This is a genomic window from Telmatospirillum siberiense, from assembly GCF_002845745.1.
Lineage (GTDB): Bacteria > Pseudomonadota > Alphaproteobacteria > Rhodospirillales > Magnetospirillaceae > Telmatospirillum > Telmatospirillum siberiense.
Map to the genome: position 1 here is coordinate 39,053 of NZ_PIUM01000006.1, position 25,487 is coordinate 64,539.

Consider the following 25,487-nt stretch of genomic DNA (forward strand, 5'->3'; position numbering starts at 1 on the left):
ATATCGAGGACTTTCCCTCATCGATTGCCACCCGAGGAAGAGCGATGGCCGAGAAATGGACCCCCGACAGTTGGCGGACGAAGCCGATCCAGCAGGCTCCCGACTACCCCGATGCTGCGAAACTGACCGCGGTTGAAGGGCAGTTGCGCAATTTTCCGCCGCTGGTTTTTGCCGGGGAAGCGCGCCGGCTCAAGGATCATCTGGCCAAGGCCGCCGAGGGCAAGGCCTTCGTGCTGCAGGGTGGCGATTGCGCCGAGAGCTTCGCCGAATTCCATCCGAACAACATCCGCGACACCTTCCGGGTGTTGCTGCAGATGGCCGTGGTTCTGACCTTCGGCGCCGCCTCTCCGGTGGTCAAGATCGGCCGCTTGGCCGGTCAGTTCGCCAAACCGCGCTCGGCCTCCACCGAGACGATCGACGGCGTGACCTTGCCGTCCTATCGCGGCGACATGATCAACGGCATGGATTTCACCGCGGAAGCCCGCGAGGCCGATCCCGACCGGCTGGTGCATGTCTATAACCAGTCGGCCTCCACCTTGAACCTGCTCAGGGCCTTCGCCCAGGGCGGCTATGCCGATCTGCACAAGGTGCATCAGTGGAATCTGGGCTTCGTCGCCGGCGCGTCCGGCGCCCGCTACGCCGATTTGTGCGCCCGCCTCGACGAAACCCTCGCCTTCATGGAGGCCTGCGGGCTGACCTCGGAAGCGACGCCGCAGATCCGCGAGACCGATTTCTTCACCTCGCACGAGGCGTTGATTCTTCCCTATGAGCAGGCCTTGACCCGCGTCGATTCGACGACCGGCGACTGGTACGACTGTTCCGCCCATATGCTGTGGATCGGCGATCGGACCCGCCAGCCCGACGGCGCCCATGTCGATTTCATGCGCGGTGTCGGCAATCCCATCGGCTGCAAGGCCGGGCCGACGACGGCGCCCGACGATCTGCTGCGCCTGATCGACATCCTCAACCCGAACAACGAGCCCGGCCGTTTGACGGTCATCACCCGGATGGGCGCGGATCAGGTTGAGGGCAAGCTGCCGCCCCTTCTGCGCGCGGTGAAGCGGGAAGGCCGCAAGGTGGTCTGGCTATGCGATCCGATGCATGCCAACACGGTCAAGATGGGCGATTACAAGACCCGCTCCTTCGACCGCATCCTGGCCGAAGTGAAGGCCTTCTTCGCGGCGCATCGGGCCGAGGGAACCTATTCCGGCGGTGTGCATTTCGAAATGACCGGCCAGGACGTGACCGAATGCGTGGGCGGCACCCAGGCGATCACCGAGGCGCGCCTGGGCGATCGTTACCATACCCATTGTGATCCGCGGCTTAACGCCACCCAAGCCCTGGAACTGGCATTCCTCATCGCCGAGTCGTTGAAGGACGCCAGGGCCGAGGCCCGAAAGCTCGCGCAAGCATCATGAGTGAAGCCATGGCCCAGGATGTCAAAACGCGGTCCTCGTCGCGAATAGGCGACATTCCGGGCCAGACCGACCACTATTTCCTGTGCACGAAGGAAATCGTCGGGCGTTACGGGGACTGCGAGGTCACCTATGCGGTGTTCCTGCGCCGTCCGGTGCTGTCGACGCCGCGTCTGGCCGTCGAATGGCTGGAGCGGGTGGCGGAGGAACGCGGCACCCGTTTCAAGATCGAGCTCAACTACCGGGAAGGCGATTGGGTCGGTGCCGGCGAACCTTTGATGTTCATCACAGGCTCCTTCTATCATCTGGTCGATCTCGAGACGCTTTATCTTCAAAAGCTCGGGGCCGCCTGCGTCGCCGCCTACAACGCCTACACCATGTGCATCGATCTGCCGCATGTGGCTTTCCTGGCCATGGATGCCCGGCACTGCGCCGGAGCCGAGATGGCCGAGTTGATGGCCTATGCCGCGTCGGTCGGCTCGGACGCGGCGCGTCGGGCCAACAATGCCAAAGGCTTCGTCGGCAACGCCACGGCGGCCACCGCCCATTATTTCGGGCAGCCGGACGGACGGGGAACCATGCCGCATGCCCTGGTCGGCTATGCCGGTTCGACGCTGCGCGCCGCGGAAATGTTCTACGAGACCTTTCCCAATGATGATCTGGTCGTCCTCGTCGATTATTTCGGTCAGGAAGTCACGGATTCCCTCGAAGTTTGCCGCCGGTTTTCCGAACTGGCGCGGGCCGGGCGCATCGGCCTGCGTCTCGATACCCATGGCGGGCGGTTCCTCGAAGGGCTCGATCCGCAGATTTCCTATGCCGTTCTCGAACGCCACTCGCCGAAATCGATCCGCGGTTATCGGACCGACGCCGAACTGCGCCATCTGGTCGGCACCGGGGTATCCGCCGCCGCCGTCTGGCATATGCGCGAACAGTTGAACCAGAACGGTTTCGACAAGGTCAGGATCCTCGCGTCATCCGGCTTCACTCCGGCCAAATGCAAGGTGATGGCTTTTTCCCATGCGCCGATCGACGTCATCGGCACCGGATCGTTCCTGCCCGACAGTTGGGGGGAAACTTACGCCACCGCCGATATCGTCGCCTATGATGGCGTGCCCAGGGTGAAAATCGGCCGTGAATTCCTTTTGCGGCGTGAGGCGGAGTAAGGGGGCCCATGGTTTTTATGGTGGGATGTCTTGCCCGCTGCCGGGGTTAAGAGATAGCCTGGAGGCCAATTGGGCTCAGGCAGTAAGCAAGAGGGATCGCTCTATGGACTTGAAAACGAAGTATCTCGGCCTTGAACTGAACAATCCCCTGATCGTATCGGCCTGTACCCTTGGGCACAGTGTCGACAACATCCGCAAGCTCGAAGACAACGGTGCCGCCGCCGTCGTCCTGCCGTCGATTTTCCAGGAGGAAATCGAGGGGCATATCGAGGACATCGAAAGCATCCTGGCGGAAAGCGGTGCCGAGGCGACGACCTATCTGCCGCCTTCCATCGCCGATTCGTCGGGTCCCCAGAATTATCTGGATCTGATCAGGAAAGCCCGGGCCGCCGTTGATATTCCGGTGATCGCCAGCCTGAACGGCACCAGCCTCACCGGCTGGACCGACTATGCGGCGCAACTGGAAGAGGCCGGCGCCAACGCCATCGAACTCAACGTCTATTTCCTGCCGACCGATCTGTCCCTGACCGGTCAGCAGGTCGAGCAGCGTTATGTGGAAATCCTGAAGGCGGTCAAGAAGGCCGTGAAGATCCCGGTTTCCATGAAGCTGAGCCCCTATTTCAGTTCGCTCGGCCATATGGTGCGCCAACTCGACGCGGCGGGCGCCGACGGTTTCGTGCTGTTCAACCGCTTCTATCAGCCCGACATCGATCTGGAGGAGCTGACCCTGCAGCGCGATCTTAATCTCAGCCATCGCGGCGAGATCCGCCTTCCGCTTCTGTGGCTGGGTGCCCTGCACGGCCATGTCAAGGGTTCGCTGGCCGCCAGTTCCGGCGTGCAGACCGCCAAGGAGGTGGTTAAGTATCTGTTCGTCGGTGCCGATGCGGTGATGACGGCTTCCGCCCTGATCCGTCATGGCGTCGGCTATATGAAGACCCTGCTCGACGGGCTGAAGCTCGAACTGGAGCAGCGGGAAATCGAGTCGGTCTCGCGCATTCGCGGCAAGATGAGCCGTCACGCCGTCGCCGATCCGACCGCCTTCGATCGCGCCAATTACATCAAGATCCTGCAAGGCGCGCCGCGCGGTTGAGCCGTCTGAGGATGTGATGAAGCCCGGAGGGAGCGGCGGGAGCCGCTCCCTCCGTCGTTGACGGAAGGAAATGCGATCCCTACACTCGCCGACGGAGGGCTACGTTCCTTGAATCAAGAGACTATTTCCCTGCCGCGCAGCCGCGCGGCGATAGACAGGCTCGAACAGGCGGTTCACCGTCTGGAAGGGGTGATGGGCAGGCCGCGGGGCGATTTGTTCGGACATGCCGATCTGTCGACCAGCGCCGGTGATTACGCCGACGAGACGACCCGTGTCGTCGAATCTCGCCTCGATGCGGTGATTGACCGCCTCAAGACCATTCTCGAGGATTGATCCATGGTTGCGACAGTCAACATCATGGTGGTCGGCCGTACCTATGAAATCAGTTGCGACGAAGGCCAGGAGGAAGATGTCCGCGCCCTCGCGGCCGAAGTCGATCGCCGCGCCACCGAACTGCTGCGTGCCGTGGGACAGGTGGGCGACGCCCGTTTGCTGGTCATGGTCGGGCTGATGATGGCCGACGAAATCGCCGAGTTGCGCCGCCGCGACGGCGGTGGCACCCCCGCCCCGATGCTCGCCGCCACCCAGGATGAGGACGATGCCGCGCTGTCGACCAAGCTCGACGTTTTGGCCCGGCAAATCAACGCCATTGCGGATCGTCTGGAGAAAGCCTAAGTTTGTGTCGGAGCGGGCGCTGCTTGGTGCGATCGGTAGCATTTTTCCCCGGGGCCAATGTCTTCACTCTAGGGGGCTGTCTCTGTCGAGATCGTGGTCTCGATACATGGTCCCCACCTGCAAACGCAGGCCACGGAGGGACTTCATACGCCGGACGGCCGTGGCGGCTCCGCTCCACCTTTCCATTTCTCCGGATTGTTCCATCCTTCGCTGATGACCCTTTCGCCTCCGTCCGCCTCGGGCGGCAAAGCAGATTTGCGCCGCCGGGCGGCTGCAATCCGCCGCGAGGCCCATGATCGTCTCGCCGCGACGGCCGGAACCGGTATTGCCGCGGTTTTCCTGGCCGGCGTCCCCTGGAATCCGGAATGCGCGGTCGCTGGTTATTGGCCGATGGCCGGGGAGGCGGACGTCCGTCCGCTGCTGGAGGCGTTAGCCGCGCGCGGTTGCCGTGTCGGCTTGCCGGTGGTGGAGAGCAAGGGGCGCCCACTGGCCTTTCGTCTTTGGCAGCCCGGCATGGCGTTGGAGGCCGGCCCACATGGCACCGCCCATCCGCCGACGGACGTGCCCGTCATGGAACCCGATCTGCTGCTGGTGCCGATGCTGGCCTTCGATCGCAGGGGCCGCCGCCTGGGGTATGGTGGCGGCTATTACGACCGCACCCTCGCCTTGCTTCGCGGAAAGCGGACGGTCACCGCCGTCGGTATCGCCTACGCGGCCCAGGAAATGCCCGTTCTGCCCGACGAACCGCACGACCAGCGGCTCGACTGGGTGGTTACTGAAACCGCTGCGCTGGAGGCGCTGTCATGAAACTTTTGTTCTGCGGCGATGTGTTGGGCCGTTCGGGCCGCGACGCCATCGCAGAGCATGTTCCCCTGTTGCGTCAACGGCTGGGGCTCGACTTCGTCGTCGTCAACGGCGAGAACGCCGCGCATGGATTTGGTATTACCCCGAAAATCTGCGAAGAGTTCTTCGACGTCGGGGTCGACTGTATCACCCTGGGCAACCACAGTTGGGATCAGCGCGAGATCATGCCCTATCTGGACAGCGAGCCGCGGGTTCTGCGCCCCCGCAACTATCCGGCCGGAACGCCTGGGAAGGGGGCCGGCATCTATCCGGCGCCTCGCGGCAGGAAGGTGATGGTTGTCCAGGTGATGGGCCGGCTGTTCATGGATGCGCTCGACGATCCCTTCGCCGCCGTCGAGGCGGAGATGGCCCGTCAGCGTCTGGGTGTCACCGTGCATGCGGTCATCGTCGACGTTCATGGCGAGGCCTCCAGCGAAAAGATGGCCCTGGGCCATTATCTCGATGGCCGGGCCTCGCTGGTCGTCGGAAGTCACAGCCACATTCCGACGGCGGACGCGCAGATCTTTCCCAAGGGAACGGCCTATCAGACGGATGCCGGGATGTGCGGAGACTACGATTCCGTGATCGGCATGAAGAAAGAGGCTGCGACCTTCCGTCTGGTCCGCAAACTGCCGGGCGAGCGGTTGAGCCCGGCCGAGGGGCCCGGTACGCTTTGCGCGGTCTTCGTTGAAACCGATGATGCGACCGGTCTGGCTAAGAGGGTGGAGCCGGTCCGCCTCGGCGGCCGGTTGGCTCAGGCCATGCCCGTGGTGTAGCCTCTCCCGCTCTTCCGGCTTCCACCCATAAACAAACACCCCCGGGGATGACCCGGGGGTGTTGTCGTTAAAAAGGCGTTTCCGCCTGTTCCATGCGGATCAAAGGAAGCGGTTCCACCAGCCCTTGCGGGGAGGGGCGGCGGGTTCCGCCGGCTTCGGTTCCGCCTTTGGAGCTTCCGGTTCCGGCGCCGGTTCCGGCGTCACCTGCACCGGTTCGACGATCTGCGGGACCGAAGACGGAGCGAGAACATCCTCCGAAGCGGCGGGAATCTCCGCCGTTACCGCAGGCGTTTCGACCGGAGTCTCCGCCGGGGCCGCCGCCTTCTTGCGTGGCGCGCGGGTGCGCTTCGGTTTGGCCGGCGCCGGTTCCGTTGCGACCGCGGCTTCGGCCGGAGCGGCCTCCGCCGGGGTTTCCGCGTCGGCGGCTTTCGCTTTCCTGCGGGTACGCTTCGGCTTGGCCGGCGTTTCCGGAGCGGCCGCTTCGGGCGCTTCCGAAGTCAATTCCGCTGCGACCGTTTCGGTCTGGGACGGCTTCGCTTCGACCGAAGAAGCTTCGGCGTTCTCGTCGGCGGACGCGTCTTCCGGCACGACATTGCCGTCGGCATCGACCTCCTGGCCATCGGCGCGGCGATGACGGCGGCGGCCGCCGCGCTTGCCACGGCGGCGGCGGCGCGGGGCGGGATCGCCGTCGGCAACGGCGATGGCCTCGGCAGCCTCGGCATCCTCTTCGTCGTCCTCGGCGTTCTCATCGGCGGCGGTTTCCGGGGCGGCGGCAACATCGACGACCTCTCCGACACCGGCGTCATTCTCGGCGACCGGGGCTTCGCCATTGACCGGGGCTCCCTCGTCGCGGCGGCCACGGCGGCGGCGGCGGCGGCGGCGGCGGCGGCCTTCCCCGTCCTCTCCCGCCGCGGCGGCAGCGTCGCTCGTGGCGACTTCGGCGGGCTGCGTCTTGACTTCCTCGACGGTCTCGACCTCCTCGTCGACCTCCTCCACCTCGGGCTCGGGGTCCGGCTCTTCGATGATCGGCTGATCGGTGGTGATGGGACGGGGAAGTTCGATCGGGGTCTCGGACCGCACTTTGTCCATGCGGTGCGCCGGGGGCACCAGCGAGTCATCGCCGGTCAGGAACACCTGGAACCCGTAACGGGCTTCGATGTCCGCGAGATCGTGCCGTTTCTGGTTGAGAATATAGAGGGCTATCGAACTATGGACGGTAACGGTGACTTCGCTGGACCGGCGGCGAATGCCTTCTTCCTCGATGGCGCGCAGGATATGCATCGAAGCCGATTCCACCGAACGGACCGACCCGGTGCCGCCGCAATGCGGGCAGGGCAGGAAGCTGGTTTCCATCAGGCTGGGGCGCAGGCGCTGGCGAGACAATTCCAACAGGCCGAAAGCGCTGATCTTGCCCAGCTGGATGCGGGCCCGATCGAAGCGCATGGCCTCCTTCACGCGGCGCTCCACCGTATGATTGTTGCGGCTCTCCTCCATGTCGATGAAATCGATCACGATGAGACCGGCCAGATCGCGCAGCCGCAACTGGCGAGCCACCTCATCGGCGGCCTCGCAATTGGTCTTGAGGGCGGTTTCCTCGATATGGCGCTCCTTGGTGGAGCGGCCCGAGTTGACGTCGATGGCGACCAGGGCTTCGGTCTGGTTGATCACCAGATAGCCACCGGATTTCAACTGAACCACCGGGCTATGCATGGAGTCGAGCTGGGCTTCGATCTGGTAGCGCTGGAACAGCGGCATGACCGGATCTTTGAAAAGCTGCACGCGGCGGGCGTGGCTCGGCGTCAGCATCCGCATGAAGTCCTTGGCCAGGCGATAGCCTTCCTCGCCGTCGACCTGGATTTCGTCGATGTCGCGGGAATAAAGATCGCGAATCGAGCGCTTGATCAGATTGGCTTCTTCATAGACCAGGGCCGGGGCCGTCGACTTCAAGGTCAGATCGCGTACGCTGTCCCATAGCCTTAAGAGATATTCGTAGTCGCGTTTGATCTCGGGCTTGGTCCGTTCGGATCCGGCGGTCCGGACGATCACCGCCATTCCGTCCGGAATATCCATGTCGTTGGTAATCGCCTTCAGGCGCTTGCGGTCCTGGACATTGGTGATCTTGCGCGACACCCCGCCACCACGGGCCGTGTTGGGCATCAGAACGCAGTAACGGCCGGCCAGGGACAGATAGGTCGTCAGAGCCGCGCCCTTGTTGCCGCGCTCCTCCTTCACCACCTGGACCAGGACGATCTGGCGTCGCTTGATGACTTCCTGGATCTTGTAATTGCGCAAGGAGCGGGGGCGCCGGCGTTCCTCTTCCTCGACCTCCTCGCCGCCGACGGAATCGGTCTCGCCATTGCCGTTTTGCGCTTCGGCAGCCTCCTCGCCGTCGGCCGAGTCCGCCGAGGCGTCATGGAAAGAGGATTTCGACTGTTCCTCGTCGCCGTCGCCGAAATCCGCCGACGCGGCGGTGGAGCTTTGCTTCATCACCTCGCGCTGCTCGGCCAGCAGGGCCTGCCGGTCGGCAACCGGGATCTGATAATAGTCGGGATGGATTTCACTGAAGGCCAGAAAGCCGTGGCGGTTGCCGCCGTACTCGACGAACGCCGCCTGCAGCGACGGTTCGACGCGGACGATCTTTGCCAGGTAGATATTACCTTTAAGCTGCTTTTTGGTGGAGGTTTCGACGTCAAATTCTTCGAGACGCGTTCCATTCACCACGACCACGCGGGTTTCTTCCGCGTGTGTCGCGTCGATTAACATACGTTTGACCATTAAACTCAAAGCTCCAAGACGCTGTCGCGGGCGCAGTGGGCGCCATCACGCAGCAAAGGGATCCGACAAAGCCTGCGGCGCCTGCGGTTTCCTGATTCTGCGTCTTGGTCGTGTGAGTGACGAAGTGCATGGAGGAAGGAATCCTGGCGGGCTGCACGCCCGGCGTTGAAAACTGTACAAACGAACCCGATCGGCAGATAACTCCGACTTGGTCCGGCGACCCCGGTTGGCGGCGACCGCCAAGTAAAGCGGTGCACGCTTCCGGACTCACCTCTCCCGTAGGAGGGGACCCGACCACGAGTTTCGTCCCGACACCATACCCGCAGCACCTTGTTCCGGCAATGATCTTCTTCCCGTTCCAAGGTGGCTGGCCGGACAGGACAACCCTTTTGGATAAAAGGTTTTTGCCTCCCGATGCGGGTTGCACCAAGCGGCCGGGATGCGCGTCGGGCGTTCAACCTGTGCAAATTCAGATCTTCTTTACCGAAATGGATAGAAGATCAATCGGAATCAAGGGGTTTGGCATTGAACCGGAAGAATCGTTTCGGCTATATGAGTGGCGCCTTTAGTTGAGGGATAATGTATCGATGGGGCGGTTCCGCGGTTTGCTCCTCCGCATCGTGACGATTGTCTGCGTTCTGCTGCTCGGGTTGCCCGGTTGGGTCATGGCCGGTGATCGGCCGGCGGTAACGGGCGTTCGCGTCGCGGATCACGATGGCGTGACCCGTTTCGTCATGGATTTGTCGCTGTCGATCCCCTTCCAGGTGGTCGGGCAGACCGATCCGTCGCGCGTTGTTATCGAATTTCCCGATCTTGCCTGGTCGGCCGAGGCCAAGGGGTTGAGTCGGCCGGTCGGCGTTTTGCGCAACTACCATTTTGATTCGTCCGCCGGCGGACCGGACCGTCTGGTCCTCGACGCTGGTAAACCGGTGACGGTTCAGAAGGCTTTCCTGATCCCCCCGGCTGCCGGGGGGCATTACCGCCTGGTTCTCGACATGACCGCCGGCGCTCCGCCGCCGGTGCCCGCCAAGCCGGCCGCGACGTCGCAAAGCGTATCCCAGGCCAATCCCATCCTCACTCCGCCGCCGGCGCCCTCGGGAGCGAAGCGCCCCGAGGGCGACACCGTCGCACGGGGCGCGGTGCCGCCGCCGCCGCCGCGCGCTCCCGCCCCTGTTCCCGCCGCCCTGCCGGTCGCCGCCGCGCCCGCCCCGGCTCCAGATCTTTCGGCGCGGCCGTCTGGCCGCAAAAGCGCCCATTCCGGCAAACCGATCGTCGTGATCGATCCCGGCCATGGTGGTGTCGACCCCGGCGCCATAAGCCTGAGCGGCGTCTACGAGAAAAGTATCGTTCTCGCCCTGGCGCGCGACGTGAAGGCGCAACTCGACAAGGGGGGGAAGGTCAAATGCATTCTGACGCGCGACCGGGACGTCTTCATACCCTTGCGTGAGCGGGTGTCCATCGGCCGGGCCGACAATGCCGACCTGTTCGTGTCCCTGCACGCCGATACCGTGTCGGATCCGGACATTCGCGGGTTGTCCGTCTACACCTTGTCGCAGAACGCTTCGGATGCGGAAGCCCAGGCCCTTGCGGACAAGGAAAACAAGGCCGATATTGTGGCCGGCATTGATCTGTCGAACGAATCGCCCGAGGTGACCAATATCCTGATCGATCTGGTCCAACGCGAATCGATGAATCTCTCGGCGGTGTTCGCCCATGGGCTGATTCAGGAAATCTCGCGCGGAACCCGACAGCTTTTGCAAAACACCCACAGATTCGCCGGATTTGCCGTGTTGAAAGCACCCGACGTTCCTTCGGTGCTGGTGGAAACCGGCTATCTTTCGAACCCGGAGGACGAGCAGATGTTGCGCCGTCCGGAATACCGCGCCAAATTGGCAACCGCCATGGCGCGGGCGATAGAACACTATTTTGCGCAGACGCAAAAAGCGCGCCGCTCTTGAGGTTTCGCCGGGTCGGGAACGGCGGGGCCGGCTTCAGGCGAAAGTTGGAGCACCCCCGGCATCGCCACAGGTGCGATTCATCCGTTATCGGGACGATCGCCCGAATGCACTCTTAAGGATGACGTGACGTCATGTTGAGGTTTCTGGTTCTCCTGTTCAGTACCCTGTTTCTTTTCGCCATCGTTGCCGTCGGGGGCGTTCTGGGGCTGTTTTGGCATTATGGGCGCGATCTGCCGGACTATCATCAGTTGGCCCATTACGAGCCGCCGATCACGACCCGGGTCTATGCGGGGGACGGCCGGCTCGTTGCCGAATATGCGTTGGAAAAGCGCAGCTTCGTGCCGATCAACGCGATGCCGCAGCGGGTCATCAACGCCTTTCTGGCCGCCGAGGACAAGAATTTCTACCAGCATTCCGGCATCGATCCGGCGGGTATCGCCCGTGCCGTCGTGACCAACCTGAAGAACCGCGGCATGGGAAGCGACCGGCGTCCGGTCGGGGCATCGACCATCACCCAGCAGGTCGCCCGCAATTTCCTGCTCAACAACGAGGTCTCTCTCGCGCGCAAGATCAAGGAGGCGATTCTTGCCTTCCGTATCGAACGCGCCTTCACCAAGCAGCATATTCTCGAGCTTTATCTAAACGAGATCTACCTCGGCCAGGGGTCCTACGGGGTTGCCGCCGCCGCGCTCAACTATTTCGACAAGAGCCTGGACGAGCTGTCGATCTCCGAGGTGGCCTTTCTGGCCTCGCTGCCCAAGGCGCCGAGCCGCAACCCGCAGCTGTTCCGCGAGAGGCGCGATTACGTCATCGGACGCATGGCCGAGGATGGCTATATCAGTCCCGCCGAGGCCCGCGCCGCCATGGCGGACCTGATTTCGACCCGTCCCCGGGCAGAGGCCGTCCTGGTCCCCGGCGGCGAATATTTCGCCGAGGACATCCGTCGCGAGCTGGCCGATCAATATGGCGAGGATTCCCTTTACAAAGGGGGCCTGAACGTTCGTTCGACCCTTGATCCTGCCTTGCAGGAACTGGCGACCAAGGTGTTGCGGGCCGGCCTCGAATCCTATGATCGCCGCCACGGCTGGCGGGGACCGCTGACCAAGATCGATGCCGGAGCCGGCTGGAACCGTCGTCTGGCTGCCCTGCCGGCGCGGCCGGAATTGGCGCCCTGGTTGACGGCGGTGGTGCTGGCGACGGCGGACGATCACGCCGAAGTCGGTTTCGCCGACGGCCGCAAGGGCCGAATTCCCCTGGCCGAACTGCGCTGGGCGCGGCCGGCGCTGTCGTTGCAGAACATGGGGCCGGTGCCCCGGCGTGCCTCGGATGTGTTGCAGGCGGGCGACGTGGTGGCCGTCGAGGCGGTGACGAAGAGCGAGGACGGAAAAGAGAAATACGGCGCCGAAACCTATACCTTGCGGCAGCCTCCGAAAGTGGAGGGGGCCCTGGTGGCCATCGATCCGCACACCGGGCGCGTGCTGGCCATGCAGGGAGGTTTTTCCTACGCGCGCAGCCAGTTCAATCGCGCGACCCAGGCGCTCCGCCAACCCGGATCGGCCTTCAAGCCCTTCGTCTATATGGCGGCGCTCGACAGCGGCTATACGCCGTCCTCCCTGGTCCTCGACGGTCCGATCGAGCTTGAGCAGGGGCCCGGCTTGCCCAAATGGCGGCCGAAGAACGACCATAACGACTATCTGGGTCCGACCACGCTTCGGGTCGGCGTCGAGAAGTCGCGCAATCTGATGACCGTCCGTCTGGCCGCCACCATCGGTATTTCCAAGGTGGCCAATTACGCCGAGAAGTTCGGCGTGGTCGACAAATTGCCGCACGAACTGGCCATGGCGCTGGGGGCCGGCGAAACCACGCCGCTTCGACTGACCGCGGCCTATGCCCAGATCGTCAACGGCGGGCGGAAGGTGACGCCCACCCTGATCGACCGCATCCAGGATCGCAACGGTCTTACCATTTACCGTCACGACACCCGGATTTGCACGAGCTGCCAGACGACCTTCTATACCGACCAGGACATGCCCGACGTGCCGGACAATGCCGAGCAGTTGGTCGATCCGATGACCGCCTATCAGATGGTTCATATCCTGGAGGGCGTGGTGGCCCGTGGAACGGGGCGCATCGTCGCTTCCGTCGGCAAGCCGATCGCCGGCAAGACGGGGACCAGCAACGATTCCAAGGATACCTGGTTCATCGGGTTCTCGCCGGACCTGGTGGTCGGTGTTTTCGTCGGTTTCGACGAGCCGGTCAGTCTCGGCCAGCATGAGTTCGGTGCCACCATTCCGGCCCCGATCTTCCGCGATTTCATGACCGAGGCGTTGAAGGACAAGCCGCCGACCCCCTTCCGCGTGCCGTCGGGCATCCGTCTGGTGCGGGTGAACGCCGCCACCGGCAAGCCGGCGCAGCCTGGCGATAACAATGTCATCTACGAGGCATTCAAACCCGATACCGTGCCTTCCGGGGTGGAGGAATCGGTGCTCGACAACGATGCCGGCGTGATGGGGCTGGGCTATGGGACGATCTCCGGCGTCGGCGCCGCCGAGGATCAGCCCGTCGGGCAGGCGCAGACGGGAAACCTTCCTGCGGACGCGGCCGGCGGCGAGGGCCTTTTGCCGCCCGGCATGCCTGCGTCGGCGCCGGCCCAACCGGTTCTTCCGGCGGCGCCCGCCGCCGTGCCGGTACGGCCGGCGCCGGCCGAGCCGGCCATCCCGCAGGCCGGTGGATTGTATTAGAGCATCCGAGCGTCAAATTTGACGCTTGGATACTCCAAAGCGGCCATTGAGCCCGCGCCCTGTGAGGGCTTGGAAAACTAGCTGGAGCGTGATGCGGATTTAAGACATCACGTTCTAGAGAGACTTGCGAGGGGGGGCCGTTTCGCCTAAAACGACCCTCTCCGACTTAAATCCCGCGACCATAGGATCCAATATGCGCGCCGAAATCGAGGCGATCGCCAATGACATCAATCAGTCGCTCGAATTGTTGCGGCGCCATCTTGATTGGGACAATGCTCTGCGTCGTCTCGACGAGTTGAACGCCCGCTCCGAGAATCCGGACCTGTGGAATGATGCCGCCGCCGCGCAGAAGCTGATGCGCGAGCGGACTCACCTGGAACAGTCGGTCAGCACGGTGCGGAGCATCGAACGCGATCGCGACGATTTCCTGGGTTTGATCGAGTTGGGCGAGATGGAGGACGACCAGACCGTCGTCGTCGACGCCGAGGAGGGCTTGCGGGCCCTTCGCGAACGGGCCGGCAAGATGGAGCTGGAAAGCCTGCTTTCCGACGAGGCCGATTCCAACGACTGCTATATCGAGGTTCATGCCGGTGCCGGCGGCACCGAGGCGCAGGATTGGGCGGAGATTTTGCTGCGCATGTATATGCGCTGGGCCGAGCAGCATGGCTATAAGGTCGTCTGGCTGGAAGAAAACGCCGGCGAGGAGGCCGGCCTCAAGTCTGCGACCCTGCAGATCACCGGCCATAACGCCTATGGCTGGCTGAAGACGGAAAGCGGGGTGCACCGCCTCGTGCGCATATCGCCTTTCGATTCGGCGGCGCGTCGGCACACCAGCTTCAGCTCGGTCTGGGTCTATCCGGTGATCGATGACAGCATCGACATCCAGATCAACGAGTCGGATTGCCGTATCGATACCTTCCGCGCCTCGGGCGCTGGCGGCCAGCACATCAACAAGACGGATTCGGCCATCCGCATTACCCATATCCCGACCGGTATCGTGGTCAGTTGTCAGGCCGACCGCTCACAGCACCGCAACCGCGCGATGGCCTGGGACATGCTTCGTGCCCGCATGTACGAAGCGGAATTGCAGAAGCGCGAGGCGGTTGCCCAGGCAGAAGCCGATGCCAAGACCGAGATCGGCTGGGGGCGCCAGATTCGCTCCTATGTGCTGCAGCCTTATCAGATGGTGAAGGATCTGCGTACCGGCGTCGAGACCTCGGATACGCAGGGCGTGTTGGACGGCGATCTGGATCCCTTCATGGCGGCGTCTCTGGCCGCCCGGATCCAGGGCGGTGTCGGAGGTCAGACCGAAACCGAATGATCCATCGCCGCTGCCGCCGTTTCCGCCTGTTCGGCCTGCTCCTGGTGGGGTTGGCGGCCTTCGCGGTGCAAACGCCGGCGGCGGGCGAGGGGTTTGCGGCATCCGCTCTGACCAGCCGTGTTCGCGAGACCCCGTTTCCCGGCTCCGGCCATTCCATCGGCAGTCCCGCCAACGGATGCTTGAGCGGAGCCGAAGCCCTGCCCTTGTCGGGCCGTGGCTGGGAGACGCTGAGGCCGGAACGCAACCGGTTCTGGGGGCATCCGTCGATGATCTCCTTCCTCATGGAAAAGGCCGGGGAAACGCCTTCGCCCTGGCGGCTGCTGGTCGGTGACATCGCCCAGCCCAGGGGTGGGCACATGGCCTCGGGTCATGGAAGCCATCAGACGGGGATCGACGTCGACATTCTCTTCCGCCTGTCCGATCGCCCCCTGACCGAGGAGGAGCGGACGACGCCGGCATTGGACGGCGTCCTGGCCGAAGACGGAACCTTCCTGCCGGGGAGATGGGGCCCCGCCCAGACGGCCATCCTGCACGCCTTCGCCTCGGATCCCCGGGTCGAGCGGATCTTCGTCAATCCCGCCATCAAGCAAGCGTTGTGCGACGGGGCGGGGGATGACCGCGCCTGGCTTCGCGTCCTGCGTCCCTGGTGGGGACACGACGATCACTTCCATGTGCGCCTGCATTGCCAGCCCGGCGACGCCGAATGCGTCCCGGGGGCCCCGTTGCCGCCAGGCGACGGATGCGGGGGGGAGTTGCAGTCCTGGATCATCAGCGGTGACTGGAAATCGCGACCGAAGCCGCATGATCCCTTGAAGGTTCAACGTCCGGAGCCGCCGGCGGCGTGCCGGACGATTCTTGGAAGCGCGGATTAACCTTCTGCCGGGAGCGGCCCCGATGGCAAACAACCAGTCTGATCCATGTGACGGGGAAATCTTCCGGCGGGCGCTCGTTACGGGGGTGAGTTCGGGTATCGGCGCCGCCATTGCCCGGCATCTGTTGCAAGAGGGATGGCGGGTGGAGGGAATGAGCCGGAGGGCGCCGCCTTTCGCTCATCCGCATCTTCATGTCACGCCCGTTGATTTGCTGGACGCCGCCGCCGTGAGCGAGGCTCTGTCCGGATTACCCCCGGTATCGGCCTTGGTGCACGCCGCGGGCGTCATGCGCGTTGGTAAGATCGGCGAGGTGCCTCCCGATGCCGCGCGGCTGATGTGGCGTTTGCATGTCGAGGCGGCGACGCAACTGGTGGAGCATGTCGCGGCGCGGATGTCCGATGGCGGGCGTATCGTTCTGATCGGCAGCCGCACCGCCGAAGGGGCGGCGGGCCGCAGCCAATATGCCGCGAGCAAGGCCGCCATGGTCGGACTGGCGCGCTCCTGGGCCATCGAATTGGCACCGCGTGGAGTGACGGTGAACGTCGTCGCACCGGGCGCGACCGACACGCCGATGCTCAAGGATCCAGGCCGGGCCGGCGTTCAGCCGAAACTGCCGCCCATCGGACGCTTCGTCAAACCGGAGGAGGTTGCCGCGTTGACGGCCTTTCTGCTGTCCGATCTGGCGGCCAGCATTACCGGCCAGCGCATATTCGTCTGTGGCGGCGCCTCCCTGTAGGGAGATTTAACCCGGGTTAAGCCCGGAACGGCATCACGTGCTGGCGCGCTCGATCAGGCGGAAGCCGATATCGACCGTCCTCTCGACCTCCTGACGGCCGTCGATCCGGGCCAGCATCGCCTCCGCCGCCTTCAGGCCGATGGCGTGGCGGTCGATCCGCACCGTCGTCAGGGCGGGATAAGTGTATGCGGCGAGATCCAGATCGCCAAAGCCGATGACGGCCAGGTCTCCGGGGATGGTCAGATGGCGGGCCTGGGCTTCGGCCAGGACGCCTTGCGCCAGCGCATCGGAACTGCAGAAAACGGCCTGTGGCGAGGGGCCTGGCTCATCGAGAAGACGGGCCAGGCCTTCGCGTCCCCGCTGCAAGTTGCCCGGTGCGGGCACCATGCTGGTGCGAACATCCCCGATGCCTTTTTCAGAGAGCGCCGCCAGAAAACCCTGACGACGGATCTTGGCGCGCTCGTCGTCCGCCCAAACCATGGCCAGACGGCGGTAGCCCTTGTCCGTCAGGTAGGTGGCGACGGCCCGACCGACGGCGGCATGCGAAAAACCGATGACCACATCGATGGGATTGTCGGTGATGTCCCAGGTCTCCACCACCGGGATGCCGGCGGCGCGTAAACGGCGATAGGTTTCCGGGGCATGGTTGACCCCGGTCAGAAAGACGCCCTCGGGGCGTCGGCTCAGGATCGCCTCGACCAGTTTGGCTTCGCGGGTCGCCGGATAACCGGTCAGTCCGAGGAGCACATGATATCCCGCCTCCTCGAGGCGGTCGGTCAGCGCTTCGACGGCTTCGGTGAAGATGGAATTGGCAATGGTCGGCACGATGGCGGCGACCAGCCGGCTGCGTTTCGAGGCGAGTCCCCCGGCCAGCAGATTGGGAACATAGGCGGTTTCGGCAATGGCCGCCCGCACCGCCTCGGTGGTTTTGGCATTGACCAGTTCGGGGCGGTTGAGCACGCGGGAGACGGTGCTGGGCGAGACGCCGGCCAGTCGGGCGACATCGCCCAGGGTGATCGCTCCCGAGGCGGAAGGGGCGGGGTGCGGTTCACCGGGCGTGGGGTCGATCTGTTTCAAAGACCCTGTCGGGTCGTCGGGAGGCAATGATCCGGGCACCAGAAGGCCTTTTAGGTGGTCGAAGGTGGTCTTTGCGTCGCGATGGAAGCGCACAAAACGCATACCGATCAAATCAGGCCGATCCCGGAATGCCAAGGGCTTCCTGCTCAACGATGGTTTAAAGGCATATGAAAGCGCTTGCAGTGATTTTATGAAAGCGCTATCAGTGGAAATGAAAGCGCTTTCATCGCCCGGCAGCGATGCCCGGCGATCCAAAAAACAGCGATCATCGGGGAGTCACGTCCATGAGTTCAGAAAAGAACCTGGCGGACACGAAAAGAAGCCGAGTTCGTCATCTCATCGTCTTCATGTTGTTCGTCCTGACCGCCATCAATTACGCCGACCGGGCGACGTTATCCATCGCGGGGCCACAGGCTGCCAAGGAGTTGGGGCTGGATGCCGTGGCCATGGGCTATGTGTTTTCCGCCTTCGGCTGGTCCTATGTGATCGGTCAGTTGCCGGGCGGCTGGCTGCTCGACCGCTTCGGTTCCAAGCCGGTCTATATCGCCAGCCTGCTTCTCTGGTCGTTCTTCACCATGCTCCAGGGCTCGGTGGGCATCATTGCGGCCGGCTACGCCATCACGACGCTGTTCGTCCTGCGTTTTATGGTGGGTTTGTCCGAATCGCCGTCGTTTCCGGCCAACAGCCGGATCGTTTCGGCCTGGTTTCCGACCAAGGAGCGCGGCACCGCTTCGGCGATCTTCAACTCCGCCCAGTATTTCGCCACGGTGATTTTCGCTCCGCTGATGGGCTGGATCACCCATGAGTTCGGCTGGAGATACGTCTTCTATGTGATGGGAGTGCTGGGCATCCTCGTCGCCCTGGTCTGGGCGAAGATCCTGCACAGCCCGAAGGACCATCCATCCATCAATGCCGCCGAACTGGCTTATATCGAGGAGGGGGGCGGCCTCGTCTCGATGGATCAGAAACAGGCGGCCAAGGCCGACAACGGCCCGCAGTGGGGCTTTATCAAACAGCTTCTGAAAAGCCGCATGCTGATGGGCGTCTATATCGGCCAGTATTGCATCACCACGCTCACCTACTTTTTCATCACCTGGTTTCCCGTCTATCTGGTCCAGGGACGCGGCATGACCATTCTGAAGGCCGGTTTCGTCGCTTCGCTGCCGGCTCTCTGCGGCTTCACGGGTGGCGTCCTGGGCGGCGTCATCTCCGATCTGCTGCTGCGTAAAAGCGGCTCACTGTCCCTGGCCCGCAAAGTGCCGATCGTCGTCGGCATGCTGATGTCGATGAGCATGATCGCTTGCAACTACATCAACGTCGACTGGATCGTCGTCAGCGTCATGGCGCTCGCCTTCTTCGGAAAGGGCGTCGGGGCTTTGGGCTGGGCCGTGGTCTCGGACACCTCGCCCAAGGAAATCGGGGGCTTGAGCGCCGGTCTGTTCAATACCTTCGGCAATACCGCCGGCATCACCACGCCGATCGTCATCGGCTATCTCGTGCAGGGGACGGGTAACTTCGACGCCGCCCTCGTATTTGTCGCCGCCAACGCCCTCGGCGCCATTGGCTGCTATCTTCTGGTCGTCGGCGAAATCAAACGGTTCGTGTTGCAGCGGAACACGCCGTCTCTGGGAGGACTCCAAAAATGACTAAGATCTCTTCGCAAAACAGTTTCTCGGCGGCGCCGAAAGTCACGGAAATGCGTGTCATTCCGGTGGCCGGACATGACAGCATGCTGCTCAATCTGAGCGGCGCGCACGGTCCCTTCTTCACCCGCAATCTCGTCATCCTGACGGATAATGCCGGCCATACCGGAGTAGGAGAGGTGCCGGGCGGCGAGGCAATCCGCAAAACCCTGGAGGATTCGATTCCGCTGGTGGTCGGCCAGCCGCTCGGCGCCTATCACGGGGTACTGAACGCCATGCGCGGACGCTTCGCCGACCGTGACAGCGGCGGACGCGGCCAACAGACGTTCGATCAGCGGATCACCATTCACGCGGTGACCGCCGTCGAGGCCGCCCTGCTCGATCTGCTGGGGCAGTTCCTGGATGTGCCGGTTGCCGCCCTGCTGGGCGAAGGCCAACAGCGCGAACGGGTCAAGATGCTGGGATATCTGTTCTATGTCGGCGACCGCCGCAAGACCGATCTTCCCTATCTGTCCGCTCCCGACGTCAAGGACGACTGGTTCCGGCTGCGCCATGAAGAGGCCTTGACGCCCGCCTCGGTGCTGCGTCTGGCCGAAGCCACCCACGCCCGTTACGGCTTCGACGATTTCAAGCTGAAGGGCGGCGTGCTGTCGGGCGAAGCGGAGATGGAGGCCGTCAGTCTTCTCGCCAAGCATTTCCCGGAAGCCCGGATCACGCTGGACCCGAACGGCGCCTGGCCGCTGGCCGAGGCCATCGCCCTGTGTCGGGGCCGTCATGACGTGCTGGCCTATGCCGAGGACCCGTGCGGGGCGGAGAACGGCTATTCGGGCCGCGAGGTGATGGCCGAATTCCGCCGGGCCACCGGATTGCCGACGGCGACCAACATGATCGCCACCGACTGGCGCCAGATGGGACACGCCATCCAGTTGAACTCCGTCGATATCCCCCTGGCCGACCCCCATTTCTGGACGATGCAGGGCTCGGTGCGGGTTGCCCAGATGTGTCATGAATGGGGGCGCACCTGGGGCTCGCATTCCAATAACCATTTCGACGTGTCGCTGGCCATGTTCACCCATGTGGCCGCCGCCGCGCCCGGCAAGATCACCGCCATCGATACCCATTGGATCTGGCAGGACGGCCAGCGCCTGACCAAGGAGCCCTTCCTGATCAAGGGCGGCTGGGTCGATGTGCCGAAGCGGGGCGGCCTGGGCGTCGAGATCGACATGGCGGAGGTCGAAAAGGCGCACGCGCTTTATCTCAAACATGGCCTGGGTGCCCGTGACGACGCCGTGGCGATGCAATATCTGATTCCCGGTTGGCGCTTCGACAACAAGAAGCCCTGCCTCGTCCGCTAAGGTTCGTGAAGCGATGCCGGCCGGGCGGCCGGCATCGCCCTTGGCGCCGATGTTAACAAAAGCGGAACCCGAGTTCGGAGCCCCGGCCGCCAGTCGCGCTTCGGGCCCATCTGTGCTCATCTGCGTTCATCTGTGCTGATCTGTGTTTCCTTATGATCGATTCCAGCGGGTTATCCCGGGGCCAGTTGGGCTGCTCCCGAAGGCCCGGTCCGGGACCGGGGCCTTGTCAAAAGGAGCACAGATAAACACAGATAGGCGCAGATAAGGGCAGGCCCTGGACTGCCCCCCATGTCTGAGACAAGAAACTACGGACAGGGTTGATCTGAGCCGCGGTGAGCTGGCGCCTCTTACGACGCTTGGCCAGATAGTCCCGCCCGTTAACCTGAGCAGGTTGCCGTGTCCTTGACGCTCCCGGCTTGATTCCCGACCTCCTCCAGGGCTATTCTTCGCCCCGGTCGGCAGTTCACCCAGGCGTCGCCATCCCTTTTCCGGGAACGCTAAACCTGCTTTTCCTTTTCGGCGCAAACAGCGCCGCTTGGCTCGAATTCCCGTGCCAGGCCGTAACGGCGACCAATGGCAAGCCTTTCCGGCTCGGCACGTTTCAGAAGGATTCGACCATGTCGCGGTCTCTTTACCCATTCCATGCCCAGGATATTTCGGTTTTGGCGCGTTCGCTGGTCAAGCAGTGGAGCGACCAGGCCAAGGCGCCGGGGCATGTGCAGATGCTCAATATGCTGGTCCGGGCATCGGGTTATCGGAATTTCCAGCATTTCCGCACCCAGGTCGACGCAGGTCCGATCCCGCCGATGGCGGCAAAACCGGAAACGGCGCCGGACGAGGGGGCGCTGACCAGTGACGTCAAACGATTGCTGCGATATTTCGACTCCGAGGGGCATCTGATCCGGTGGCCCGGGAAATATTCCTGCCGTCTTCCCTGTCTGTGGGTGATCTGGGCCGGCATTCCGGCGCGACGGGTGCTGAACGAACGCCAGGTCAACCAGGTCATCCAGGCGGGCGAGCGCGTTGGCGATCACGTGCTGCTCCGCCGGGAATTGGTCGACCATGGACTGCTCATACGCACGCCGGACGGCAGCCAATACCGGCGTGTCGAGCAAATGCCGCCCGCCGAGGTTCGGCATTTGCTGCATCTGATGTTTCAACGCCGACGGCGCCGCCCGGATGGCGCCATCAAATCGCCGTGATCATCCCGGCTCACTTAACGCCGCTCGGACTTGGGGTCGGGCTCCGTCCGTTCGGAATGGAACGGCCTCGGGTTCGAGGGGCATGTGAAAAAAGGCCGATCGTGGAAATTGCTTTCCGTCGCCGTTTGCGGGATTTTCTGAATCCTCTAGGGTTTCAGGCTATTTTCGGATGATGATCTGTCGTTTCGAGGCGGGTGGCTGGACGGGAGGACGCACGGTGACGCCGATCAATTCCGCCGCCTCCCCGATGGGTGAACTGCGGGCAAGGGCATCATGACTGGGCATCTGGTGGCCTGTCCGGAATGCGATGCCCTGCATCGCCGCCGGGCGTTGAGACGCGGCGCCAAGGCCCGGTGCGTCCGTTGCGGTGCCGTGCTTTACCGTCATCCCCATCTGCACCCCGATCAACTGTTGCCGCTGGTCGTCTGCGCCTTGCTGACCTATGTGATCGCCAATGTATTTCCCATCGTCGATCTGCAGATCCAGGGGCAGACCAACAGCGCCACGCTTTACGGCAGCATTCTCGCCTTGTGGCGGGAAGGGCGAGAGTTGGTCGCCGTTCTGGTCTTCGCCACCACGCTCCTCTTTCCGCTGGTCGATCTTCTGGCCATGCTGGTCTTGCTTCTGACGTTCCGGCGGGGGCGGCCGGCGACGCTCTGGCGCTTCGTCGAAGGGTTGCGTCCGTGGGGTATGATCGAGGTCTTCATGCTCGGCATGCTGGTCGCCCTGGTGAAGCTCTCCCATCTCGCCCATGTTCTGCCCGGGGTGGCGCTGTGGGCCTTCGCCGCCCTCACCCTGTTGATGGCGGCAATTCTGACCTTCGACCCCCGCGCGCTGTGGGATGATCCCGAGGGTGCCTTTCGATGACGGTGATGTCGGCTCGCGATGCCGGTCTTGTCGCCTGTACCCATTGCGGTTTGCTTTGCCGTGACGCAGCGGAGGAAACCGGCATTCGCTGCCCGCGCTGCCGGGCCGAACTGCATCCGCGAAAGCCCGACAGCCTGTCGCGGAGCTGCGCCTATCTGATGGCCGCCGCCATCCTTTATATCCCGGCCAATATGCTGCCGGTGATGGAAACCTCGTCCATGTTCGGCGCCGAAAAGGACACGATCTTAAGCGGCATCGTCTATTTCTGGACGTCGGGCTCCCAGGGGCTGGCGGCCTTGATTTTTTTCGTCAGCATCCTGGTCCCGATGCTGAAGCTGGGAAGCTTGAGCGTCCTGGCCTGGACGGTCCGTCGGCGGTCGGTTTATAACCGGCGTCAGCGGGCCGTGCTCTTCCGCATCATCGAGATGGTCGGTCGCTGGTCGATGCTGGATGTCTTCGTGGTCGCGCTGATGGTGGGGTTGGTGCATTTTCAGGGTTTGGCGGTGATCCAGGCCGGCTCGGGGGCGGCCGCCTTCGGTGCCGTTGTGGTCCTTACCATGTTGGCCGCCAGAAGTTTCGATCCCCGTCTGATCTGGGATCCTCCGGTTTCTAAGGAAAACCATGATTGATTCCCCCAATCCGCCGTTTCACGCCTTGCCCGAGCCGGTGATCGAGCCGCCCCGGCGATGGCGGTTTTCGATGGTGTGGATCATTCCCCTGCTGGCCGCCGTGATCGGCCTGTCGTTGGTGGTCCAGGCCATCATGCAGCGGGGGCCGACCATTACCGTCACTTTTTCCTCGGCCGAAGGGATCGAGCCGGGCAAGACCAAGGTCAAATTCAAGGACGTCGATATCGGCGAGGTCAAGACGGTCCGGCTGAGCCAGGACCGCGCGCGGGTGGTCGTCACCATCGAACTGGTGAAGGAGGCCGGCCAACTGGCCGTTGCCGACAGCCGGTTCTGGGTCGTCCGTCCCCGGTTCGCCGGATCGGGCGTGTCGGGCCTGGGAACGCTGCTGTCGGGATCCTACATCGGCGTCGATGCCGGCCATTCCTCGGACGACAGGACTGATTTCGTCGGCCTCGACACGCCGCCGGTGGTCGCCTCGGACGTTCCCGGGCATCGCTTCAAATTGCTGGCCGAGGATATCGGATCCGTCGATATGGGCTCGCCGGTCTATTTCCGCCGCATCGAAGTGGGGCATGTCGAAAGCTTCACCCTGGAACCGGATGGGCATCGCATCGCTCTTGGTGTTTTCGTCAAATCCCCCTATGACCGCTTTGTCACCACCGAGACCCGTTTCTGGCACGCCAGCGGTGTCGATTTGCGATTGGATTCCGCCGGGGTGCGGCTGGAAACCCAATCGCTGGCCTCGATTCTCATGGGTGGCATCGCCTTCGAAACGGCAGGAAGTACCGACCAGCCGGCCCAGGATGGAGCGGTGTTTTCCCTCGCCGCCAGTCATGCCGACGCCATGAAGACGCCCGATGGCGAACCCGAGGCGGTGGTCATGCGCTTCCGACAATCGGTCCGGGGATTGGCGGTGGGGGCTCCGGTCGATTTTCGGGGCATCGAAATCGGCGTGGTCCGTTCCATCGGTCTGACATTCGATCCTGACGCCGGGGATTTTTCGGCGCCCGTCATGGTGGACATCTACCCCGACCGGCTGGCCCCCCAGGCCGTCATGAAAAGCACGGATCGCAAGTTCCGCGCCTCCCGCCTCGCCGAACTGGTGCGTCGGGGATTGAGGGCGCAACTGCGTACCGGCAGCTTTCTGACCGGTCAGCTTTATGTGGCGGCGGATTTCTTTCCCGACGCGCCGGGGGTGCGTTTCGACGCCGGCGCCCAGCCGATGGAACTTCCCACCGTTCCCAGCGATATGCAGGAGTTGCAGCAGCAGGTGCAATCGATCCTGCGCAAACTGGATAAGGTGCCATTCGATACCCTGGGCCAGGATGCCCATCACGCCCTGGTCAGCGTGAATACCACCTTGAAGCGGATCGATACGCTGGTCGGGCGGACCGACAGCGATATCCTGCCCGAGATCCGCGACAGCCTTCAGGAGGTCCGCCGGACCATGGAGACGACACGGGCTTCGCTGGCCGGCGATTCCCCGCTGCAACAGGATACCCGGCAGGCCTTGCGCGGCGTGGCGGAGGCCACCCGCTCGTTGAAGGCGCTGTCCGACAGCTTGAACCGGCACCCCGAATCCCTGGTGCGCGGCAGGAAGGGAGAGGATCAATGACGTTCTTGCGGAGCGGCCTCATGGCTACGATCCTGGTTGCCGCGCTGGGCGGCTGTGGAACGTCGGCGCCGCCGCGCTATCACGCCCTCGGTCTGGTTCAGCCGGCCCCGGCTTCCGGCAGCGCGCGAAGGCTGGTGGAAATCCTGCCGGTGGCGGTGCCGGAGCGCCTCAACCGCGAGGAGGTGGTGCTGACCGGAGCCGGTGGTCAACTCGATGTCCGTGACGGTGATCATTGGGCGGCGCCATTGCCCGACGAGATCCGGCATATCCTCACCGACGCCCTGTGGCGGCGGCTGCGCGCCGCCGACGTTTATCAGGCTCCCGTTTCACCCGGGGCCGGCGGCGTGCCGCAATATCGTCTGGCCTTGCAGATCGAGCGATTCGAGGCTGTGCCCGGGCGTTCCGCCGTGGTCGAGGGATCATGGACGGCCCGCCGTCTGCCCCAGGGGGCATCGGCCACCTGCCGGGCCGGAATCACCGTGGCGCTGCCCGCTCTCACCGCGGACGCCGCGACCGCCGCCCTGTCGGATGGAACCAGCCAGTTGGCGCGTCTGATCGCCGACAGCATCGACGGCCTGGAGCAGGGAGTGGCGTCGGTCTGCCCGGCGGACGGATACTAATACCAACTCTCGGTGATCGTAACCGATCACCGAGCCCTCAATCGCCGGGCGGGTTTCTCCGAAACCCTTGGCTTCGCGCCAACGATGGCGCGGGCGCTCAATGCGCCAGCCCGA

General features: G+C 63.7%; 21 protein-coding genes and 1 other RNA gene. 20 read left to right on the plus strand and 2 right to left on the minus strand.

What is annotated here, in order from left to right; translation table 11 throughout:
• Positions 1–44 precede the first annotated feature (44 nt).
• From CWS72_RS07630 to CWS72_RS07665, 8 genes are all read left to right on the plus strand, one after another.
• The gene (locus CWS72_RS07630) at positions 45–1,418 is read left to right on the plus strand and encodes a class II 3-deoxy-7-phosphoheptulonate synthase (RefSeq protein WP_101250000.1); all 1,374 of its coding nucleotides are present in this window, start codon (positions 45–47) and stop codon (positions 1,416–1,418) included.
• Positions 1,419–1,426: 8 nt separating this feature from the next.
• Positions 1,427–2,578, plus strand: coding sequence for a beta/alpha barrel domain-containing protein (locus CWS72_RS07635; protein WP_101250001.1), 1,152 nt, complete (start codon positions 1,427–1,429; stop codon positions 2,576–2,578).
• 103 nt (positions 2,579–2,681) lie between these two features.
• Positions 2,682–3,668 carry a dihydroorotate dehydrogenase-like protein gene (locus CWS72_RS07640; RefSeq protein ID WP_101250002.1) on the plus strand — a complete coding sequence of 329 codons (987 nt, stop codon included), beginning with the start codon at positions 2,682–2,684 and terminating at the stop codon, positions 3,666–3,668.
• Between the two features lie 108 nt (positions 3,669–3,776).
• Positions 3,777–4,001 carry a hypothetical protein gene (locus CWS72_RS07645; protein WP_241911629.1) on the plus strand — a complete coding sequence of 75 codons (225 nt, stop codon included), beginning with the start codon at positions 3,777–3,779 and terminating at the stop codon, positions 3,999–4,001.
• A 3-nt stretch (positions 4,002–4,004) separates the two neighbouring features.
• Positions 4,005–4,343, plus strand: coding sequence for a cell division protein ZapA (locus CWS72_RS07650; protein WP_101250003.1), 339 nt, complete (start codon positions 4,005–4,007; stop codon positions 4,341–4,343).
• A gap of 13 nt (positions 4,344–4,356) precedes the next feature.
• A non-coding RNA gene (ssrS, locus tag CWS72_RS07655) (6S RNA) lies at positions 4,357–4,517 on the plus strand.
• Positions 4,518–4,556: 39 nt separating this feature from the next.
• Positions 4,557–5,150 carry a 5-formyltetrahydrofolate cyclo-ligase gene (locus CWS72_RS07660; RefSeq protein WP_101250134.1) on the plus strand — a complete coding sequence of 198 codons (594 nt, stop codon included), beginning with the start codon at positions 4,557–4,559 and terminating at the stop codon, positions 5,148–5,150.
• A complete protein-coding gene (locus tag CWS72_RS07665; RefSeq protein ID WP_101250004.1) occupies positions 5,147–5,962 on the plus strand; it encodes a TIGR00282 family metallophosphoesterase in 816 nt (271 codons plus the stop codon). The genes CWS72_RS07660 and CWS72_RS07665 overlap by 4 nt, the downstream gene beginning before the upstream one ends.
• 99 nt (positions 5,963–6,061) lie before the next feature.
• Here the strand turns inward: CWS72_RS07665 and CWS72_RS07670 are convergent, their stop codons facing one another.
• Positions 6,062–8,737 (minus strand): Rne/Rng family ribonuclease, encoded by a 2,676-nt coding sequence (locus tag CWS72_RS07670; protein ID WP_101250005.1) that lies wholly within the window; start codon positions 8,735–8,737, stop codon positions 6,062–6,064.
• Positions 8,738–9,324: 587 nt separating this feature from the next.
• Between CWS72_RS07670 and CWS72_RS07675 the strand changes: the two genes are divergently transcribed.
• The 5 genes from CWS72_RS07675 to CWS72_RS07695 all read left to right on the plus strand — a co-directional run bounded on the left by CWS72_RS07675 (position 9,325) and on the right by CWS72_RS07695 (position 16,365).
• Positions 9,325–10,695 carry an N-acetylmuramoyl-L-alanine amidase family protein gene (locus CWS72_RS07675; RefSeq protein ID WP_101250006.1) on the plus strand — a complete coding sequence of 457 codons (1,371 nt, stop codon included), beginning with the start codon at positions 9,325–9,327 and terminating at the stop codon, positions 10,693–10,695.
• Between the two features lie 131 nt (positions 10,696–10,826).
• The gene (locus CWS72_RS07680; protein WP_101250007.1) at positions 10,827–13,436 is read left to right on the plus strand and encodes a penicillin-binding protein 1A; all 2,610 of its coding nucleotides are present in this window, start codon (positions 10,827–10,829) and stop codon (positions 13,434–13,436) included.
• A 193-nt stretch (positions 13,437–13,629) separates the two neighbouring features.
• The gene (gene prfB, locus CWS72_RS07685; RefSeq protein WP_101250008.1) at positions 13,630–14,757 is read left to right on the plus strand and encodes a peptide chain release factor 2; all 1,128 of its coding nucleotides are present in this window, start codon (positions 13,630–13,632) and stop codon (positions 14,755–14,757) included.
• Positions 14,754–15,629, plus strand: a complete 876-nt coding sequence (gene mepA, locus CWS72_RS07690) for a penicillin-insensitive murein endopeptidase (RefSeq protein WP_101250009.1) — start codon at positions 14,754–14,756, stop codon at positions 15,627–15,629. Before prfB ends, mepA begins: the two co-directional genes overlap by 4 nt.
• A gap of 22 nt (positions 15,630–15,651) precedes the next feature.
• Positions 15,652–16,365, plus strand: a complete 714-nt coding sequence (locus CWS72_RS07695; protein WP_101250010.1) for an SDR family NAD(P)-dependent oxidoreductase — start codon at positions 15,652–15,654, stop codon at positions 16,363–16,365.
• Between the two features lie 33 nt (positions 16,366–16,398).
• On the opposite strand, the gene CWS72_RS07700 is transcribed toward CWS72_RS07695, so the two are convergent.
• Positions 16,399–17,544 (minus strand): LacI family DNA-binding transcriptional regulator, encoded by a 1,146-nt coding sequence (locus tag CWS72_RS07700; protein ID WP_101250011.1) that lies wholly within the window; start codon positions 17,542–17,544, stop codon positions 16,399–16,401.
• A gap of 182 nt (positions 17,545–17,726) precedes the next feature.
• On the opposite strand from CWS72_RS07700, the gene CWS72_RS07705 reads away from it, so the two are divergent.
• The 7 genes from CWS72_RS07705 (at position 17,727) to CWS72_RS07730 (ending at position 25,373) form a co-directional block, all read left to right on the plus strand.
• The gene (locus CWS72_RS07705) at positions 17,727–19,088 is read left to right on the plus strand and encodes an MFS transporter (protein WP_101250135.1); all 1,362 of its coding nucleotides are present in this window, start codon (positions 17,727–17,729) and stop codon (positions 19,086–19,088) included.
• Positions 19,085–20,440 carry a glucarate dehydratase gene (gene gudD / locus CWS72_RS07710; RefSeq protein WP_101250012.1) on the plus strand — a complete coding sequence of 452 codons (1,356 nt, stop codon included), beginning with the start codon at positions 19,085–19,087 and terminating at the stop codon, positions 20,438–20,440. Before CWS72_RS07705 ends, gudD begins: the two co-directional genes overlap by 4 nt.
• A gap of 617 nt (positions 20,441–21,057) precedes the next feature.
• Positions 21,058–21,642 (plus strand): DUF2087 domain-containing protein, encoded by a 585-nt coding sequence (locus tag CWS72_RS07715; protein WP_101250136.1) that lies wholly within the window; start codon positions 21,058–21,060, stop codon positions 21,640–21,642.
• A 273-nt stretch (positions 21,643–21,915) separates the two neighbouring features.
• Entirely contained in the window at positions 21,916–22,509 is a 594-nt protein-coding gene (locus CWS72_RS28055; RefSeq protein WP_199175577.1) for a paraquat-inducible protein A, read from the plus strand.
• A complete protein-coding gene (locus tag CWS72_RS28060; RefSeq protein ID WP_241911630.1) occupies positions 22,506–23,138 on the plus strand; it encodes a paraquat-inducible protein A in 633 nt (210 codons plus the stop codon). The genes CWS72_RS28055 and CWS72_RS28060 overlap by 4 nt, the downstream gene beginning before the upstream one ends.
• Entirely contained in the window at positions 23,131–24,753 is a 1,623-nt protein-coding gene (locus CWS72_RS07725) for a PqiB family protein (protein WP_101250013.1), read from the plus strand. Before CWS72_RS28060 ends, CWS72_RS07725 begins: the two co-directional genes overlap by 8 nt.
• Positions 24,750–25,373 carry a PqiC family protein gene (locus CWS72_RS07730; protein ID WP_101250014.1) on the plus strand — a complete coding sequence of 208 codons (624 nt, stop codon included), beginning with the start codon at positions 24,750–24,752 and terminating at the stop codon, positions 25,371–25,373. The genes CWS72_RS07725 and CWS72_RS07730 overlap by 4 nt, the downstream gene beginning before the upstream one ends.
• Positions 25,374–25,487 lie beyond the last annotated feature (114 nt).